Source organism: Streptomyces uncialis (genome assembly GCF_036250755.1).
Classification (GTDB): domain Bacteria; phylum Actinomycetota; class Actinomycetes; order Streptomycetales; family Streptomycetaceae; genus Streptomyces; species Streptomyces uncialis.
Window position 1 is genome coordinate 168,254 of sequence record NZ_CP109583.1, and the last position, 15,404, is coordinate 183,657.

12 protein-coding genes are annotated in these 15,404 nt (G+C 72.1%); 7 read left to right on the forward strand and 5 right to left on the reverse strand.

Annotated elements, in window-relative coordinates; all coding sequences use genetic code 11:
• Positions 1-27 precede the first annotated feature (27 nt).
• From OG711_RS00735 to OG711_RS00750, 4 genes are all read right to left on the reverse strand, one after another.
• On the reverse strand, positions 28-1,080 hold the full coding sequence (locus OG711_RS00735; RefSeq protein WP_329558027.1) for a Clp protease N-terminal domain-containing protein: 1,053 nt from the start codon (positions 1,078-1,080) through the stop codon (positions 28-30).
• 186 nt (positions 1,081-1,266) lie between these two features.
• Complete coding sequence (locus OG711_RS00740; protein WP_073792577.1) at positions 1,267-1,932, reverse strand: response regulator transcription factor; 666 nt, start codon at positions 1,930-1,932, stop codon at positions 1,267-1,269.
• Between the two features lie 63 nt (positions 1,933-1,995).
• Positions 1,996-3,660 (reverse strand): histidine kinase, encoded by a 1,665-nt coding sequence (locus OG711_RS00745; RefSeq protein ID WP_079184943.1) that lies wholly within the window; start codon positions 3,658-3,660, stop codon positions 1,996-1,998.
• A gap of 303 nt (positions 3,661-3,963) precedes the next feature.
• Positions 3,964-6,426 (reverse strand): phospholipase D-like domain-containing protein, encoded by a 2,463-nt coding sequence (locus OG711_RS00750; RefSeq protein WP_329558028.1) that lies wholly within the window; start codon positions 6,424-6,426, stop codon positions 3,964-3,966.
• A 276-nt stretch (positions 6,427-6,702) separates the two neighbouring features.
• Here OG711_RS00750 and OG711_RS00755 point away from each other — a divergent pair, with 276 nt between their 5' ends.
• The 3 genes from OG711_RS00755 to OG711_RS00765 all read left to right on the forward strand — a co-directional run bounded on the left by OG711_RS00755 (position 6,703) and on the right by OG711_RS00765 (position 9,119).
• Positions 6,703-7,290 (forward strand): ASCH domain-containing protein, encoded by a 588-nt coding sequence (locus OG711_RS00755; RefSeq protein ID WP_329558029.1) that lies wholly within the window; start codon positions 6,703-6,705, stop codon positions 7,288-7,290.
• A gap of 179 nt (positions 7,291-7,469) precedes the next feature.
• Positions 7,470-7,904 (forward strand): hypothetical protein, encoded by a 435-nt coding sequence (locus OG711_RS00760; protein ID WP_245876916.1) that lies wholly within the window; start codon positions 7,470-7,472, stop codon positions 7,902-7,904.
• Between the two features lie 330 nt (positions 7,905-8,234).
• Positions 8,235-9,119 (forward strand): NAD(P)-dependent oxidoreductase, encoded by an 885-nt coding sequence (locus tag OG711_RS00765; protein ID WP_073792574.1) that lies wholly within the window; start codon positions 8,235-8,237, stop codon positions 9,117-9,119.
• Positions 9,120-9,310: 191 nt separating this feature from the next.
• Here OG711_RS00765 and OG711_RS00770 read toward each other — a convergent pair whose 3' ends face one another.
• Positions 9,311-9,442, reverse strand: coding sequence for a hypothetical protein (locus tag OG711_RS00770; RefSeq protein ID WP_266504136.1), 132 nt, complete (start codon positions 9,440-9,442; stop codon positions 9,311-9,313).
• A gap of 366 nt (positions 9,443-9,808) precedes the next feature.
• Between OG711_RS00770 and OG711_RS00775 the strand changes: the two genes are divergently transcribed.
• From OG711_RS00775 to OG711_RS00790, 4 genes are all read left to right on the forward strand, one after another.
• Positions 9,809-10,426: a hypothetical protein gene (locus OG711_RS00775; protein ID WP_329558030.1), complete on the forward strand. Its 618-nt coding sequence runs from the start codon at positions 9,809-9,811 to the stop codon at positions 10,424-10,426.
• Positions 10,427-10,584: 158 nt separating this feature from the next.
• Positions 10,585-12,879 carry a protein translocase subunit SecD gene (gene secD / locus OG711_RS00780; protein ID WP_329558031.1) on the forward strand — a complete coding sequence of 765 codons (2,295 nt, stop codon included), beginning with the start codon at positions 10,585-10,587 and terminating at the stop codon, positions 12,877-12,879.
• A 333-nt stretch (positions 12,880-13,212) separates the two neighbouring features.
• On the forward strand, positions 13,213-14,256 hold the full coding sequence (locus OG711_RS00785) for an iron-siderophore ABC transporter substrate-binding protein (RefSeq protein ID WP_329558032.1): 1,044 nt from the start codon (positions 13,213-13,215) through the stop codon (positions 14,254-14,256).
• 15 nt (positions 14,257-14,271) lie between these two features.
• On the forward strand, positions 14,272-15,309 hold the full coding sequence (locus tag OG711_RS00790; RefSeq protein ID WP_329558033.1) for a FecCD family ABC transporter permease: 1,038 nt from the start codon (positions 14,272-14,274) through the stop codon (positions 15,307-15,309).
• Positions 15,310-15,404 lie beyond the last annotated feature (95 nt).

Genomic DNA, 15,404 nt, shown 5'->3' on the forward strand with positions numbered 1-15,404 from the left:
CCGTGCGGCTGGGACCGGCCCCGCGGTTCAGACGGGGAAGCCCAGGGTGATCAGCAGACGCCGGGCCCGGTTCTCGCCGTGGAGGAGCGACCGGGTGAGCGGGCCGGTACCGTCCCCGCCCTCGAAGGCCTCCAGATACGTGTCGGGGTCCCGGTCGTCCTCGCCCAGCTGATGGCCGTCCCGCTCCACGGCGCGGCGCACGGTGAGGTAGTCGACGCCGAGGGCGTGCAGCGCCGCGCCGCCCGCGAACCGGTCGGCCACGTCGGCGCCGTCACCGTCGGCGGACGCGCCCGCCATGGCGAGGTGCGGGTATCTGACGGCGACCTCGTGGGTGGCGAGCACGGACAGCAGCAGGTGCTCGGTGCCGAGTGGCTGCTTCAGGGTGCCCGCCTGCTGGACCGCGTCGAAACCGAGCCAGCTGACGGGCGAAGCGGCGAGGTTGGCGCCCTTGGCGAGGCGCAGGAGCAGCCTTCGCCACAGGGAGGTGGCGGTCGGTGAGCGGCGCCCGAGGAGGGTGTCGCGGGTGGGCCACAGCTGCGGGGGCAGTCCGTCGTCGGCGGGCTCGAAGTCGCCCTGGTCGAGGCGTCGGAGCACCTCGGTGGCGTCGGTGCCGCAGAGGGTGAGCATCCGGGCGGCGCGGCTGGTGCCGTCGGCGAGGAGGCCGCGCAGCAGGTGTTCGGTGGTGTAGTGGTCGGACCCCGCGCTCCGCGCCTGGTCCATGGCGTGGGTGAGGGCGCGGACGGCGGCGCCGGACAGTCGGCGGCGCTTGTCGCCGTCGTCACCGAGCAGTTCGACGGACGGCACGCTGGTGTCGGTGTCGTCGGTGCTGTCCCAGACGGCGGCGCCGTCGTGGTGGTCGCGCAGCACGGCGAGCTGGGCGGTGACGGTGGCGCCCGCGACGGAGAGGGCCTTGGCCGCGTCGCTGCGGGTTCCCGCGATCCCGGCGAGCAGATGTTCCGTCGCGATGGTGTCGCTGCCGTCGGGGACCGCTCCCCACGCCGCTCCCATGACACCCGCCACCCGCCAGTGCGCCTGCGCTGTCACCGTGTCCATCGGGTCCGCCTCCTTGTCGCTGGTCATGCGGCAACGATCCCCGCAGGACGGTGCCGGGCGCGTCCGCCGAAGGTCGTTGCCCGGTGCGACGTACGGCGCGACGACGGGAGCGGTGCGAGGTGTTCGTACGGATTGTCCGCTTCGGGCGGGCGGAACAGCGGCGCGGGCGGCGGTTGGTCCGTCATCGAAGGTCGCGGGGGCGAAGGCCGGACGTCAGGTGCCGAGACCGGCGTCGCGGGCGAGGAGGGCCGCCTGGACACGGTTCTCGCATTCCAGTTTGGCGAGGATTCGGCTGACGTACGTCTTCACGGTGGCCTCGCTCATATGCAGCCGCCTGCCCGTGTCGGCGTTGGAGAGGCCCTCGCCGAGCAGCGCGAGCACCTCGTGCTCGCGGTCGCTCAGCCGGTCGACCCGGGCCCGGGCCGCGCCGCCCCGGGCCGCCGCGCGGCCGGAGGCGAGCTGGTCGACGACATGCCGGGTGGCCGCCGGGGAGAGGTACGCCTCCCCGGCGGCGGCGGCGCGGACCGCGCCGATCAGTTCGGCGGGCGCGGTGTCCTTCAGCAGGAATCCGGCGCCACCGGACTCCAGCGCGCGCAGGACGTTGTCGCGTTCCCCAAAGGTGGTGAGGATGATGACAGGGGTGCCGGGGGCGGTCCGGCGCAGTTCGGCGAGGGCGGTCAGCCCGTCCATGACCGGCATCTGGATGTCGAGGAGGACGACGTCCGGGGCGTGCGCGCGGGTCAGTTCGATCGCGGCGCGGCCGTCCGGCGCCTCGGCCACGACCTCGATACCGGGGTCCGAGGTGAGGATCAGCCGGATGCCCGCCCGGATCAGCGGTTCGTCGTCCGCGATGACGACCCGGACCCCGGACCCCGTCATATCCACCCCAGTTCCCCGGCGGTCCGGTCCCCCGGTCCGCGATCGTCCTGCCCCGAGACAGGGCTAGATCTTCACCTCGTACGACTTCTTCTCGATCAGTCTGCCGTCCTTGAAGCAGAACCGGAAAACGGCCTCGGTGCTCCAGCTGCTGCTCATCTCCTCCGACACGACCACCAGACAGCTCGCCCCGGCGGGCGCGGCGGGGGCTTCGCCCTTCTGCCGGATGTCCTCGTGGAGGAAGTGTTCGCCGTCCGGGAGCCGCTCACGGGCCTCGGCCTCGGGCATGCCGACGCTCAGGTCGTCGTATGTGGCGGTCGACACCATCTCGTCGCTCATGGACCGCACGAGCAGCACGAATCCGGCCACGATCAGCACGCCCACGGCGAGTACGGCACCCGCGGTGATGCCGCAGCCGAGGCCCACCCCGCTGAACCGGCTGGGCACGTGCGGCGGATGCGGAACCCACGGCACACCGCCGCCCGGAACGGCCGTGCCGGGGGCGTACGGGGCGCCGGGCACGTACGGCACGCCGAAGGGGAGGGGGGCGCCGGAGTGGTGGGAGGCACCGGGTGCGGGAGGCGCCCAGGGGGTGGACGGCGCCGGGCCGGGCACGGGGTGGGCGGTGTCGCCGCTGCCGTAGGGCAGCACACCGGCGACCCGGAAGCCGCCGTCGTCGGTCGGCCCCGCGTGCACGATGCCGCCGACCAGCCGCGCGCGTTCACGCAGCCCGGTCAGCCCCTGGCCTCCGCTGACGACATCGGCCGCGGGACCCCGGGAGGCGGCCCCGCTGGCGATCTCGACGACCAGCGAGTCCGGTTCGTACCGCAGCTCGACATCGATCCGCGCGCCGGGCGCGTGCTTGTACGCGTTGGTGAGGGACTCCTGGACGATGCGGTACGCGGCGTGCCCGGCGGCGGCGGCCAGGGGCCGTTCCGGTCCGGTGCGGCGCAGCCGGACGGTGTGTCCCGCGCCCCGGGCGTCCGCCACCAGTGTGTCGATGCCCGCGGTGCCACGGGCGGCGGGTCCCGCGCCGTCGGCCGGCGGCGGGGTGCCCTCGATGCCGTCCCGGAGGATGCCGACGACCTCACGCAGTTCGTGCATCGCGGTCACCGAGGCGTTGCGCAGCACACCGACGGCCTCCCGCTGGCGTTCGGTGAGGCTCGTGTCGACCTCCAGGGCACCGGTGTGCACGGCGATCAGCGCCAGTTGGTGGCCGAGGCTGTCGTGCATGTCCTGCGCGATGCGCTGCCGCTCCAGGAGCCGTGCCTGTCCCGCGACCATCTGGTGCTCCCAGACGAGCTGGGTGTTGCGCTCCTGGAGGGCGTGCAGCAGGGTCCGGCGCTGGCTCCAGTAGCGGCTGGTGAGGCCGGGCACCACGACCATCGCGAGAAAGGCCAGGGTGCCGAACATCGTCAGCGCCACCGGCGACTGGCGCGCCCACATGCCGATCTCCGCGAGCCCGGTGCCCAGGTAGAGCAGGTACGACACCGCGAAAGCGGCGAGCGCCCGGCCCGGGAGGGCGATCCGGCGGCCGGCCGACCAGGCGACGAACATCTGCATCAGCGCGAAGCCGGCGAACGCGGCGCCGAGCGCGCTCATCAGGATCAGGACGGTGGCGGGCAGCCGCCGTCGCAGCAGCCACAGCCCGAAGGCGCTCGCCGCGGACAGGGCCATGGCGAGGGCCCCGGCGTCCATGAGTTCCTCGACCCCGGCCGTCAGCAGGGCCATCGCCAGGGCGACGAGCAGTTCCCGGGCGGGTCCTCGCCTGGCCACGGCGAGGGGCTCCGGTCCCGGCACACCGGGTTCGGGCGCGGTCAGCAGGCCCCAGCAGGACCGGAGCGCCGACCTGGTCTTCAGCAGCACGTTCACACCGAAGACCCTAGGCGGACGGTCTGCCTGGTCACGGCCCACTTTCGTCCCTGCCGGGTCCGACGAAGGTCGCGGGCGGGCGGCCCGGAGGGGTAGTCACGTCGAAGGCAGGGCCCCCGTGGGACGGGCGGCGCCCCTTTCGGCGCGCCGCCCGTCGTGGGATCACTGGTTCAGGAAGGCGTCACGCAGACGCATCTCGTTGAACTTGTTCCCGTCGTAGTCGTCGGAGTACGTCAGGGACAGCCGCCCGTTCGGTGCCAGGGACACCGCGGGGCCGGACTGGTTGCCGCCGGTGACGACGTTCATCCGGGTCGCGGGGAGCCGGTTGGTCGTGGTCTTGTCGGCGTTGAAGCCACGGGCGAACACATCGTGGAAGCCGTCCATGAACGCCTCACGCCAGGCGACGACGAAGCTGCCGTCGTCGGAGACGGCCACGTCGGCGTCGACCTGGGCGCCGATGGGACGTTCGGCGTGGATGTTCGCGTTGTCCTCGGTGGTGCGGCTCTCGGCCCCGGTCGGCGCACCGGCCGCGGAGTACACGCGGTGGTGGACGCGGTCGGGGCGGACCAGGGTGCCGGTGCCGGTGGTGTACTGGTCGCTCCAGGCGGCCACGATCCGGCCGTCGGCGGTCTGCGCGACGGCGGGCTTGGTCTGCTGGCCGTCGGTGAGGGAGTTGGCGACCCGGCGGGTCACGGCGAAGGCACCGGTGTTGTCGAGCTTGGCGAGTCCGACGTTGATTCCGGCGTTGCCGTCGGCGTCCTCCTCCCAGACGATCGCGGTGTTGCCCGCGGTGTCGATGGCGGCGTCCGGACGGCGGTTGGACCCGGCGGTCGCACCGGCGTTGATGGTGCTGACCTGGACGTCCTGGAAGCGCAGCGCGCCCGCGTCGGTCCGGCCGGTGGCCATCACCTGGTTGAGGGTGCTGCCGTCGGCGGTGTTCTCCCACGCCGCGGTGTAGGCGCCGTTGTCCGCGACGGCCACGGTCGGCCGGATCTGGTCACCGGTGCCGGAGGCGTGCGGACGGGGCAGGCTGGTGACCGTACCGCTCGGAGTCACCTTGCGGACGGCGATGTCCGCGTACTTGTTGCCGTCGTCGTCGGCCGCCCAGACGACGATGGCGTTGCCGTCCTGGTCGACACCGACATCGGGCTTCTGGTTGGACCAGTCGGTGCCCGCGACACCGGAGACGCTCAGCTTCTTCTCGTTCCAGAGCGGCACGCCGTCCTTGTACATCCGGATGTACACGTCGGTGCCGAGCTCGGAGTCGGCGGGGTTGTGCCGGTCACCGTTCTCGTAGACGACGGCGAGGTAGGTGGAGGTCCCGGAGCTGTTGGAGGCGGTGGCGCTGTAGTGCTGGTCGCCGGCGGCCCCGACGTTGACCCGCGAGTAGTGCTGCGAGCTGGTGCCGTACTTCGCCGCGTCGATGTCGGACACGGCGTCACGCAGCTTGTCGAAGTTGGCGACGAAGGCGTTGTAGACGCCCGCGTCGTTGATCCTCAGCAGGGTCTCGTCGTTGCGCTCCAGGGCGCCCTTGGTGAAGTTGTGGGACCCGGTGAAGGTGTGCTGGACGCGCTGGCCCGCGGCGTTCTTCCACTCGGTGAGGAGGTACTTCGAGTGGACGCTTCCCCGGTTGCACGATCCGCCGACGCTGACGGTGTAGCGGCAGCCGCCGGGACGCATCCCGTAGGCGTTGATGTTGGCCGCGGTCAGGTCGTTGACGCCCTTGTTGCTGTCCACGTCGCTGAAGTCGCGGACGACGGCGTCGACGGCGCAGCCGGCCGCGCGCTTGGCGTCGAGCGCCGCGAACAGCTCGGGGCGCAGCCCCTTGCCGTCCAGCCCGGAGGAGACGATGCGGATACGGCCGTCGGCGGCGCAGTTCACCTTGTCGATCTGGTGGGCGACGATGTCGGCGTTGCCGTACTGCGTCTGGTCCGACGCCTTGTCCCGGGGGAAGAAGATGGCCTCGACCGGCGCGCCCGGATCGTCGCTGGTGTGGTTGTACGTGGCCGTGCCGGACACGGTCGACCGCTGGACCTGCCGGTTGAAGGCGCCGCGGAACTTGGCCGCGAGGGTGGTGTTGCCGCTGATCACGACGGCGTTGTTCAGTTCACCGGACTGGCCCGGCCACATGTTCTGCGAGGACTGCCAGACCACGTTCTTGCGGCCGTCGCTCAGCGAGTCGAGGACGGCGAACTTGTTGTGGTTGATGCCCTTGCCGTCAGCGGGGGCGGGGTTGTAGAGACAGCCGTTGTCGCACTGGGTCAGCGAGCTGCTCCCGGTCAGTCCGGCCACGAGGCCGGCCTGGTCGGAGAAGCCGCCGCTCTCGGTGACCATCTTCAGCGTGACGCCCCGCGCCTGGGCGGCGAGCAGCTTGTTCTGTATCCCGGCGTCGCCGAACAGATACATGCTCAGGTACAGCGTGCCCGAGTCGGCGAGGTCGATCAGACTGCCGATCCCGTTACTGACGGAGTTGTCGTACGGGCCGTTCGGCGTCGAGTAGTTGAAGACCGATGTGTAGTTGCCGGAGACCACTTCCTCCGCCTGGGCGGTCGCGGGAGTCAGCAGTGTGAGCCCCAGAGCTGTGGTGGCAACGGCTGCCAGACCACGACTTATGCGTCTGCGCAAGATTCTTTCCCATCGCTTTGACGTGCGGAAACAGCGGAACTCTAGCCCTCTTTCGCGATCTTGCGTACAACGCGCGGACGGCCGGTATCCCACCCGGAGCAGGCCCTTCCACTGCCGGGCAGGTCCATGCGTGTGCATGCATTTCAAACCGGCGGGATACCGCCACGGCGATCGGACCGCGCGGTACGGGTGTGTGGCACGCGGTTCGGCCGCCGGGCGGAAACAATGGCCCTGACGGGCCGTCCGGTCCGTGACGCAGACCGAGGAGGTCCGGGGATGCTGTTCAAGGCGGAGACACTGGAGGGCATCCGGGAGGGCAGGGTCACGCTCGCCTTCCGCCGCTGGAAACGTGCCGGGGTGCGTCCGGGGAGCCGGTTGCGGACGGCCGTCGGGGTGGTCGGGATCGACGCGGTCACCGCGATCACCGACAGCGAGGTGACCACCGGTCAGATCGAACGCAGCGGTCACACCTCGCCCGAGGCGTTCTGGAAGGAGCTGACCCGGCACCCGGACGGCACGCTGTACCGGATCGAGCTGAGCTATGCGGGGGCCGATCCTCGGGTTGCCCTGCGCGAACAGGACGACCTCGACGGGACAGAACTCGACTCGGTGAAAGCGGAGTTGGCGCGGATCGACGGCGCGGCGAGGCGGGGGCCGTGGACCGGGGACGTACTGCGGGTGATCCATGAGTCGCCGGGAACGCCCGCCGGGGACCTGGCCGACCGGCTGGACCGCGAGAAGCTCGCGTTCAAGCGGGACGTCCGCAAGCTCAAGGAGCTGGGCCTCACGGAAAGCCTCGGCACCGGCTACCGGCTGTCCCCGCGGGGCGAGGTGGTGCTGGGAACCCTGGACGGCGGCGCCTGAGCGGCGGCGAAGGCCCGTGACCTCGTCCCGGTCCGCCCTGGGCGACGGCTGAACCCGCCGGTGTGAGGCGCCCGGCACCGGGGAAACCCTTGGATGCCCGGTGTCCTCGCCAGCCGGGCACCGCCCCCGGCCGGGGTCCGTCGCGGAGGGAACGGTACGGGGCTTCCAGGAGGTTCGGGATGTCGTCGACGACCGCACGGGCATGGACAGTTCTGGCGGGCGGGGTGTGCGCGGTGGTGGCCGTCACCCTCGTGACCGTCGTGACGGTGACGGATCTGGACACGGCGGACCGTACGGCCAGCGTCGTCGGGGCGGCGCTCAGCGCATTCGGTCTGCTCACGGCGGTGTACGGCCTCGTCCGGGGGCCCGCGGCGGCACCGGAGCGGAGCGGGGCGCGCTCGGTGACGGCCGCGGGCTCCATCGGCCGGGCCGTCACCGGGGACCGCAACCGCGTCGGCACTCCCCCGCCGCCGGTGCCGGGCACCGACTCGGTCGCGGGTACCGACTCGGCCGCGGGTACCGCGCCCGCGCCGCGGCCCCCCGTCGGCGAGCGGGCGGTGGACGCGGGCGGTGATGTCGCCGAGGCGATCACCGGCGACGGGAACCGGGCCTGAGGACCACGTCCGAGGCCTGCCGTCCGAGGCGCCCGCCGAAGGTCCGCCAAAGGTGCGTACAGCGGGTCTTCACGCCTGTCGCGAGCGGGAGTTCGGGCACTCGGCACCGCTCCGGCGCCCTGAACGGACTGTCACGTTCCGGTACTGCCCGAGCATCACCTTGAAGCATCATAAATACTTCTTTCGAGCTATAAGCCCGGAACTTCGGCACACGCGACCGGCCCGCACCGTTACGTTCAGTAGCGACATGCGTCCACCGCTCCGGGCTTCCGAGCCCGGAGCAGGGCGTGTTGAGGCTGTTCTGAGGCTCTTTCGAGGCGGAGGAAAGCGATGCGGGCGAAGGTGACGGTCCTCGGGCTGGGACCGATGGGCGCGGCGCTGGCCAGTGCGTTCCTGGCGGCCGGCCATCCGACGACGGTGTGGAACCGCACCCCCGGCAGAGCGGGTGCCCTGATCGACCGAGGTGCGCGGGAGGAGAGTTCGGCGGCGGCAGCCGTCACGGCGGGGCCGCTCGTGGTGATCTGTCTGGTGTCCTACGACGCCGTGGAGGAGGTGCTGGCGCCGCTGTCCGCCCAGTTGCGCGGACGCACGATCGTCAACCTCACCTCGGGGTCCCCGGTGCAGGCCCGTGAGGCGGCGGCCCTGGCGCAGCGCTGCGGTGCCGACTATCTGGACGGGGTGATCATGACGACTCCGCCCGGCATCGGCCGTCCGGAGTCGCTGCTCCTGCACGGCGGCGCGCCGGAGGTGTTCGCCGCGCACCGGGACACGCTCGCGGCGCTCGGTGATCCGGTGCATGTGGGTGCGGACCCGGCGCTGTCCTCCGTCTACGACACGGCCTTGCTGAGCCAGATGTGGGGCACGCTGACGGGCTGGCTGCACGCGGTGGCGCTGATCGGCTCCGACGGGCCGGGCGGCGGGGTCACGGCGCGGGAGTACACCGGGATCGCCGACCGCTGGATGGGCTCGGTCAGCGCGTTCATGAACGCCTACGCACCGCACGTCGATTCCGGCCGCTACCCCGGCGGTGACTTCACCCTTGATCTCCATCTGCGGACCATGGAGGTGCTGTCCCACGCCAGCGAACTGCGGGGGGTCGCGTCGGGTCTGCCGCAGGTGTTCGAGGAGCTGACCCGGCGGGCGGTCGACGCGGGACACGGTGACGACAGCTACGCGCGGCTGGTCGAGTTCATGCGCGTCGGCGGTCACGTGTGAGCGATCGGCCGGATGCCGTGGTCATCGCCGCGGGACCCACAGGTCTCGCGTCGGGACCGCCCCGCGGTGCCAAGGACCGGTGACCCCGGTCACGTACGCGGTGGACGCGGCGTGCGGCGTTCCACGCCGGGACGGCCCAGGTCCCGCAGGGCCTGGGCCCGGGAGCGGAATGGGCCCGGGAGCGGAGTGGGTTACTCGACGCCCTTGATGACCTCGACCTTCTTGTCACCCGCCGACGCGTGGGCGGTGGCGCCGACCCCCACGACCAGAAGCGCGGCGGTCAGGACGGCGGAGACAACGGCGGTGGCGCGCTTGAGCGTCATGGTTCCCCCTGGGATGTGACGGCGGACATCACCCGCAGCCTGCCAGCTGTGCCTCGCCGTGGACAAGACCTCGTCCGGACGGGGCGGGCGGATCACCGGGCCGGTCCACGGGCCGGTCCACGGGCCGGTCCTCGTCAGGGGGCGTCGGTGCGGGGACCGCCCCGCGGTCACCGGTGCGAGGAGAGGTCATAGGCTGAGGCGGCGGACCGTGCCCGGTGACCTTCCGACGGTCGCCGGGAATCACGCGCGACCGGTCGGGAACCCGCAGGGCCGGTCGGGCGTTCGCAGAGCAGACACGGACGGTCACGGCCGATGGCCGTGAGCGGATCGCGCGGTCGGTCATGGATGGTGAGGGGGGGACGGCGGATGCGTGAGCGAGCACGGCCGATGGCCGTCCGGACCCTTCCCGCGCTGCTGTGGGGCGCGCTGCTGATCCTGGTCGGAGTCCTCTCGCAGGGCGCGGCTCCCGCGAGCGCGGCGGACCGGGCCGTTCCCTCCTCCGTCTTCTCCGCCACCCATGTCTTCGGTACGGCGAAGTTCCCGGACTCCGGCACCCGGGACTTCGGGGCCCGGCTCCCCCACACCCAGGCCGACGGCACCCAGAACCTCGGCACCACGGCGACGACCGCGGACACACCCCCCTTCGTGCCCGGATTCACCGCGCGGGGGACGGAACCCGTCGTCAGCTCCGGCGCGCGGAACGCTCCCGTACCGCGGCACCGGCCGGACACCGCGCCGGGCAGCTCCGCGGTCCGGGGCGAAGCCGGGCAGGGTCCGGTCACCACCGTGCGGCTCGCGGCGGCCGGCGAGCACAGCGGCCGGCCCGTGCTTCCGCCGCCCGCGCCCGGAGGGCCCGTCGCACCCGGGTACGAGCCACCCGCCCCGCAGTGCGCGGTCCTCGCGGTCCCGCACGAGCGCGGACCGCCCGCGCCGTCCCACGGCCCCCGCAGCACCCGCGCACCCCCGCATTCACGGAGCAGCTGACGCCCCAGGCGTCCGCCGTCCCGGTCACCGGCCTGCCCGGACCGTGACGACGGCGGCGTCTCCCGTCCCTGCGCACGGTGCCGTTCCGCGCGCCGTGCGTGTCCCGCGTGTCCACACACACCGTCGGGTGTGTCCGTGGAGCTGCCCGTGGAGCATCCATGTCATCTCGTGCCACTCTCTGGCGGGCGCTGGCCGCGTTCGCCGTCGTCGCCCTGTCCGTACTGGCCGCCCTGACCACCGAGCCCCGGCTGGGGCTCGATCTGCGGGGCGGTACCCGGATCGTCCTGGAGACCCGGGACTCCCCCACCGTGAAGGCCGACTCCGAGGCCACCGACCGCGCGCTGGAGGTACTGCGGCAGCGGGTGGACGCCCTCGGGGTCGCCGAACCCTCGCTGGCGCGTTCCGGTGAGCGCCGTATCGTCGTGGAACTGCCCGGTGTCCAGGACCCCCGGGAAGCGGCCCAGGTCATCGGCCGTACCGCTCAGCTCACGTTCCACCCGGTGACGGGCATGGCCGGGAAGGCCGCCGACGGGATCGCCGAGGACGGGTCGCGGACCCTTCCCGACCCGGACGCGCCGGGGGCCTTCCTACGGCTCGGCCCGACCGCGCTGAGCGGCGGCGGGGTCAAGGACGCGGAAGCCGCCTTCGACCAGCAGGGGGCCCAGGGCTGGACCATCGCGTTGTCGTTCCACGACGGCGCGGGCAAGGACTGGGCGCGGATCACCGGGGAGGCCGCGTGCCGGCCGGCCGGGGACCCGGGGCGGCGGGTCGCGATCGTGCTGGACGACAGGATCGTGTCGGCGCCGGGGATGGAGCAGTCGGTGCCCTGCGGGGCGGGGATCACCGGTGGTTCGGCGCAGATCACCGGCGGCTTCGACGCGGACGAGGCACGTGATCTGGCGGCGCTGGTCAAGGGCGGCGCGTTGCCGGTGCCGGTGACCACCGTCGAGCAGAGCACGGTGGGTCCGACGCTCGGGGCGGACGCGATCCGGGCGAGCGCGATGGCCGCGGTGATCGGGCTGGTCTGCACGGGCCTGTTCATCATCGTCGTGTACCGGCTGCTGGGTGCGCTGGCCACGGTGGCGCTGGGTCTGTACGGGCTGATCTCCTACGCGGCCGTCGTCACCCTGGGTGCGACGCTGACGCTGCCCGGTCTCGCCGGTTTCGTGCTGGCGATCGGGATCGCCGTCGACGCGAACGTGCTGGTCTTCGAGCGGGCCCGGGAGGAGTATCTGCGGCCGGGCGCACGCCGGTCCGATCTGCGGCGTCCGCTGCGGGTCGGCTTCAGCAAGGCGTGGAGCGCGGTGACCGACTCGCATGTGACGACCCTGCTGGCGGCGGGGCTGCTGTTCGTCTTCGCGACGGGGCCGGTGAAGGGGTTCGGGGTGACCCTCGGGATCGGGGTGCTGGCCTCACTGGTCTCCGCGATGCTGATCACCCGGCTGCTGGCGGACTGGGCTCTGGAGCGCGGCTCCGTGCGGCGCCGCCCGTCCTGGACGGGTATCACCGCCAAGGGGCGGGTGCGGGCCCGGCTGGAGGCCCGTCCGCCGCGGCTGATGCGCTCACGGCGCCGCTGGCTGGGGATCTGCGGCGGACTGCTGCTGGTGGCGCTCGCGGGGATCGGGGTGCGCGGGCTGGACTTCGGGGTGGAGTTCACCGGCGGCCGGCTGGTGCAGTACTCCACGGCGCAGACCGTCGACGCGGACACCGCGCGGCAGGCGGTGGCGGACGCCGGGTTCCCGCGTGCGGTGGTGCAGTCGTCCGGGGACAGCGACATCACGGTCCGCACCTCGGAACTGACCGACGACGAGCAGCGGGAGGTGCGAGACGCGCTGAGCGAGGTCGGCGGGGAGACGACCGTGGTGCGGGACGATCTGATCGGCCCGAGCCTCGGGGACGAGCTGCGCAACCACGCGCTGATCGCGCTGGGCCTCGCGGTGGCCGCGCAACTGGTGTATCTCACGGTGCGGTTCCGGTGGACGTTCGCGGCGGCGGCGGTCGCGGCGATGGTGCAGGACGTGCTGCTGGTGGTGGGACTGTTCGCGTGGCTCGGCAAGCCGGTGGACAGTGTGTTCCTGGCGGCACTGCTGACCGTGGTCGGGTACTCGGTGAATGACACGGTCGTGGTCCTGGACCGGTTGCGGGAGCTGCGGCGGGCGGCGCCGCAGGCTCCGTGGCCGGATCTCGCCGACAAGGCGGTGGCGCAGACGCTGCCCCGGACGGTGAACACCGGTATGGGCGCGTTGTTCGTGCTGGTGGCGCTCGCCGTGCTCGGTGGGGACTCGTTGGCGGACTTCTCCGTGGCGCTGCTCGCGGGCGTGCTCCTCGGGATCGCCTCCACGGTGTTCACGGCGTTGCCGCTCGCCGTGTCCCTCCAGTCGCGGCGACCGGAGCGGCCGGTCAAGCCCCGGGTCCGGCCCACGGACCGTGACAGGTCGGGCGCGGTGGTCTGAGCGGGCCCGGTCCGGGAGCGCTGCCCGGCGGACGGCGACGGCGGATGCCGGGGCCGTCCGCCGGGGTCGCGGCCTCGGGGCCCGGCGAAGCAAAGCCCGCGCCGGTGGTGGAGGTTGTGCCGGTGGGCGCCGTGCACGGGGCCGGACCGGCCGCTGACCGGCGCGGATCGCGTCCCCGATGTGACATGGCCGGATTTGATGTTCACCATACAAAGACTTAGGGTCCCCTTAGTTCACGGCCTCGGTCCGGGAACGCCCGCTCCCCGCCGGGCCCTGGGGGTTGCGTACCGGCGTTCCCGGCCCGGGGCATGCCCCCTGACAAGAGGACCCCTCATGCGCTTCACCTCCAGCCGTCCGGGCCTGCGCGCGCTCGCAGTCGTCCCGGCCGCCGCCCTCGTCATGACGCTCGCGGGCTGCTCCTCCGACAAGGAGGACTCGGGGTCCGGCGACAAGTCGGCGGGTAAGGGCACCTTCCCGGTCAGCATCAAGAACGCGCTGGGCACGGCCGAGATCAAGGAGCAGCCCAAGCGGGTGGTGACCCTCGGCCAGGGTTCGACCGAGACCGCGATCGCGCTGGGTCACACGCCCGTCGGCATGGAGAGCTACGAGTGGGGCAGCGACAAGACGGGCTACATGCCGTGGATCCACGAAGAGGTGAAGAAGAAGGGCGAGAAGCTCCCGAAGCAGTTCACGGGTGGTGAGAACCTCGACATCGAGGCGATCGCCGAGCTGGACCCCGATGTCATCCTCGCCCCGTGGTCCGGTGTGACGCAGAAGCAGTACGACGTCCTGAAGGACATCGCGCCGACCGTCGCGTACCCGGACAAGGCGTGGAGCACCAACTGGGACGAGCAGATCGAGATCATCTCGAAGGCGCTCGGCAAGCCGGAGCAGAGCAAGGTCCTGATCGACGGCATCGAGAAGCGGTTCGCCGACGCCGCCGCGACCCGCCCCGAGTACAAGAAGCACACGTTCTCGTACATCTACACCACCGGTCCCGGCACGCTCGGTGTCTTCCGTACCGAGGAGCAGCGGGTGGCCGTGGTCAGCTCGCTGGGGCTGAAGGCGGACCCGGTCGCGGACACCTTCAAGGAGACCGAGGGCACCGACTCCGCGCTCATCGGGCTGGAGAACGGCAACAAGCTCGCGAGCAGCGATCTGATCTTCACGTTCTACTCGGACCCGAAGAGCCGCAAGGAGATCGAGGCGCAGAAGCTGTACAAGGCGATCCCCGCGGTCGGCAAGGGCGCCGTGGTGGCAGGTGAGGAGAACCCGTTCGTGACGGCCTCCTCGATGATCAACCCGCTGACCGTCCCCTGGAGCATCGAGCGCTACCTGCCGATGATCGACAAGGCCATCGAAAAGTCCGGCAAGTAGGACCGGTACCCGGGGATGACGACCACGGTCCGGGCATCCGCGCGCGGCGCCGCCCCGCCGCGCGCGGGTGCCCTCCGGTTGACGCTCGCCCTGGTGGGCGCGGCGTTGCTGCTGCTGTGCGCGGCCGCGGCCAGTGTGATGTTCGGCAGCATGAGCACCAGCCCGGGCGAGGTGCTCTCGGTGCTGTCCGGGGACGCGGAGCCGTATCTGACGACCGTCGTGGAGAGCCGCTATCCGCGGACCCTGCTCGGTGTGCTCGCCGGGGTGTGCCTGGCGGTGTCGGGCACGCTGATGCAGGGCGTCACCCGTAATCCGCTGGCCGATCCGGGGCTGCTCGGGGTCAACACGGGCGCCGCGGCCGGAGTGGTCACGGCGTCGGCGTTCCTCGGTGCCTCCGGCTCCGCCTCCGCCATGTGGTGGGCGCTGCCGGGCGCGCTGCTAGCCGGGGTGCTGGTGCATGTGATCGGTTTCAGCGGGGCGTCGTCCAGCGCGGTGCGGCTGGTGCTCGCTGGCGCGGTGCTGACGGCCGTGCTCACCGCGTACATCCAGGCGGTGACCCTGAGCCGCCCGAAGATCTTCGACAACTACCGTTACTGGGTGGTCGGAGCGCTCGGCGGGCGGGACTTCGACGTGCTGTGGTCGGTGCTGCCGTTCGCGGTGGCCGGTCTGCTCGTCGCGCTGCTGATCGCCCCGGCGCTCAACGCGCTGGCGCTCGGTGACGAGTCCGCGACGTCCCTCGGGGCGAACCCCGCGGTGACGCGGGCGCTCGGCTGGGGCTCGGCGACGGTCCTCGCCGCGGCGGCGACCGCCGCCGCCGGACCGATCGCGTTCGTGGGGCTCGCCGTGCCGCATGTGGTGCGCGGCCTGATCGGTACGGACCACCGGGGGCAGATCGCGCTGTCGGTGCTCGTCGGTCCGGTGCTGCTGCTGACGGCGGATGTGATCGGGCGGGTGCTGCTGCGGCCGCAGGAACTCATGGTCGGTGTCGTCACCGCCTTCGTCGGGGCCCCGGCGCTGCTGTTCACCCTGCGCCGGATGAAGCACTCCCTGTGAGCGGCCGGGACGGGAACCACGGGGAAGTGACGACACATGCCGTATGACGAGGTGGCGACGGCGTTTTGGGGTGCCCCCGGGGACCCGGAGCGCCG

Coding starts and splice junctions, on each gene's coding strand:
- OG711_RS00745 (WP_079184943.1), bottom strand. CDS start 3,660: ATGGCCCTGCTGACGGCCGGGGTCGAGGAACTCATGGACGCCGGGGCC.
- OG711_RS00755 (WP_329558029.1), top strand. CDS start 6,703: ATGCTGTTCAAGGCGGAGACACTGGAGGGCATCCGGGAGGGCAGGGTC.
- OG711_RS00790 (WP_329558033.1), top strand. CDS start 14,272: ATGACGACCACGGTCCGGGCATCCGCGCGCGGCGCCGCCCCGCCGCGC.
- OG711_RS00770 (WP_266504136.1), bottom strand. CDS start 9,442: ATGACGCTCAAGCGCGCCACCGCCGTTGTCTCCGCCGTCCTGACCGCC.
- OG711_RS00760 (WP_245876916.1), top strand. CDS start 7,470: ATGTCGTCGACGACCGCACGGGCATGGACAGTTCTGGCGGGCGGGGTG.
- OG711_RS00740 (WP_073792577.1), bottom strand. CDS start 1,932: ATGACGGGGTCCGGGGTCCGGGTCGTCATCGCGGACGACGAACCGCTG.
- OG711_RS00765 (WP_073792574.1), top strand. CDS start 8,235: ATGCGGGCGAAGGTGACGGTCCTCGGGCTGGGACCGATGGGCGCGGCG.
- OG711_RS00775 (WP_329558030.1), top strand. CDS start 9,809: ATGCGTGAGCGAGCACGGCCGATGGCCGTCCGGACCCTTCCCGCGCTG.
- OG711_RS00785 (WP_329558032.1), top strand. CDS start 13,213: ATGCGCTTCACCTCCAGCCGTCCGGGCCTGCGCGCGCTCGCAGTCGTC.
- secD (WP_329558031.1), top strand. CDS start 10,585: ATGTCATCTCGTGCCACTCTCTGGCGGGCGCTGGCCGCGTTCGCCGTC.
- OG711_RS00735 (WP_329558027.1), bottom strand. CDS start 1,080: ATGACCAGCGACAAGGAGGCGGACCCGATGGACACGGTGACAGCGCAG.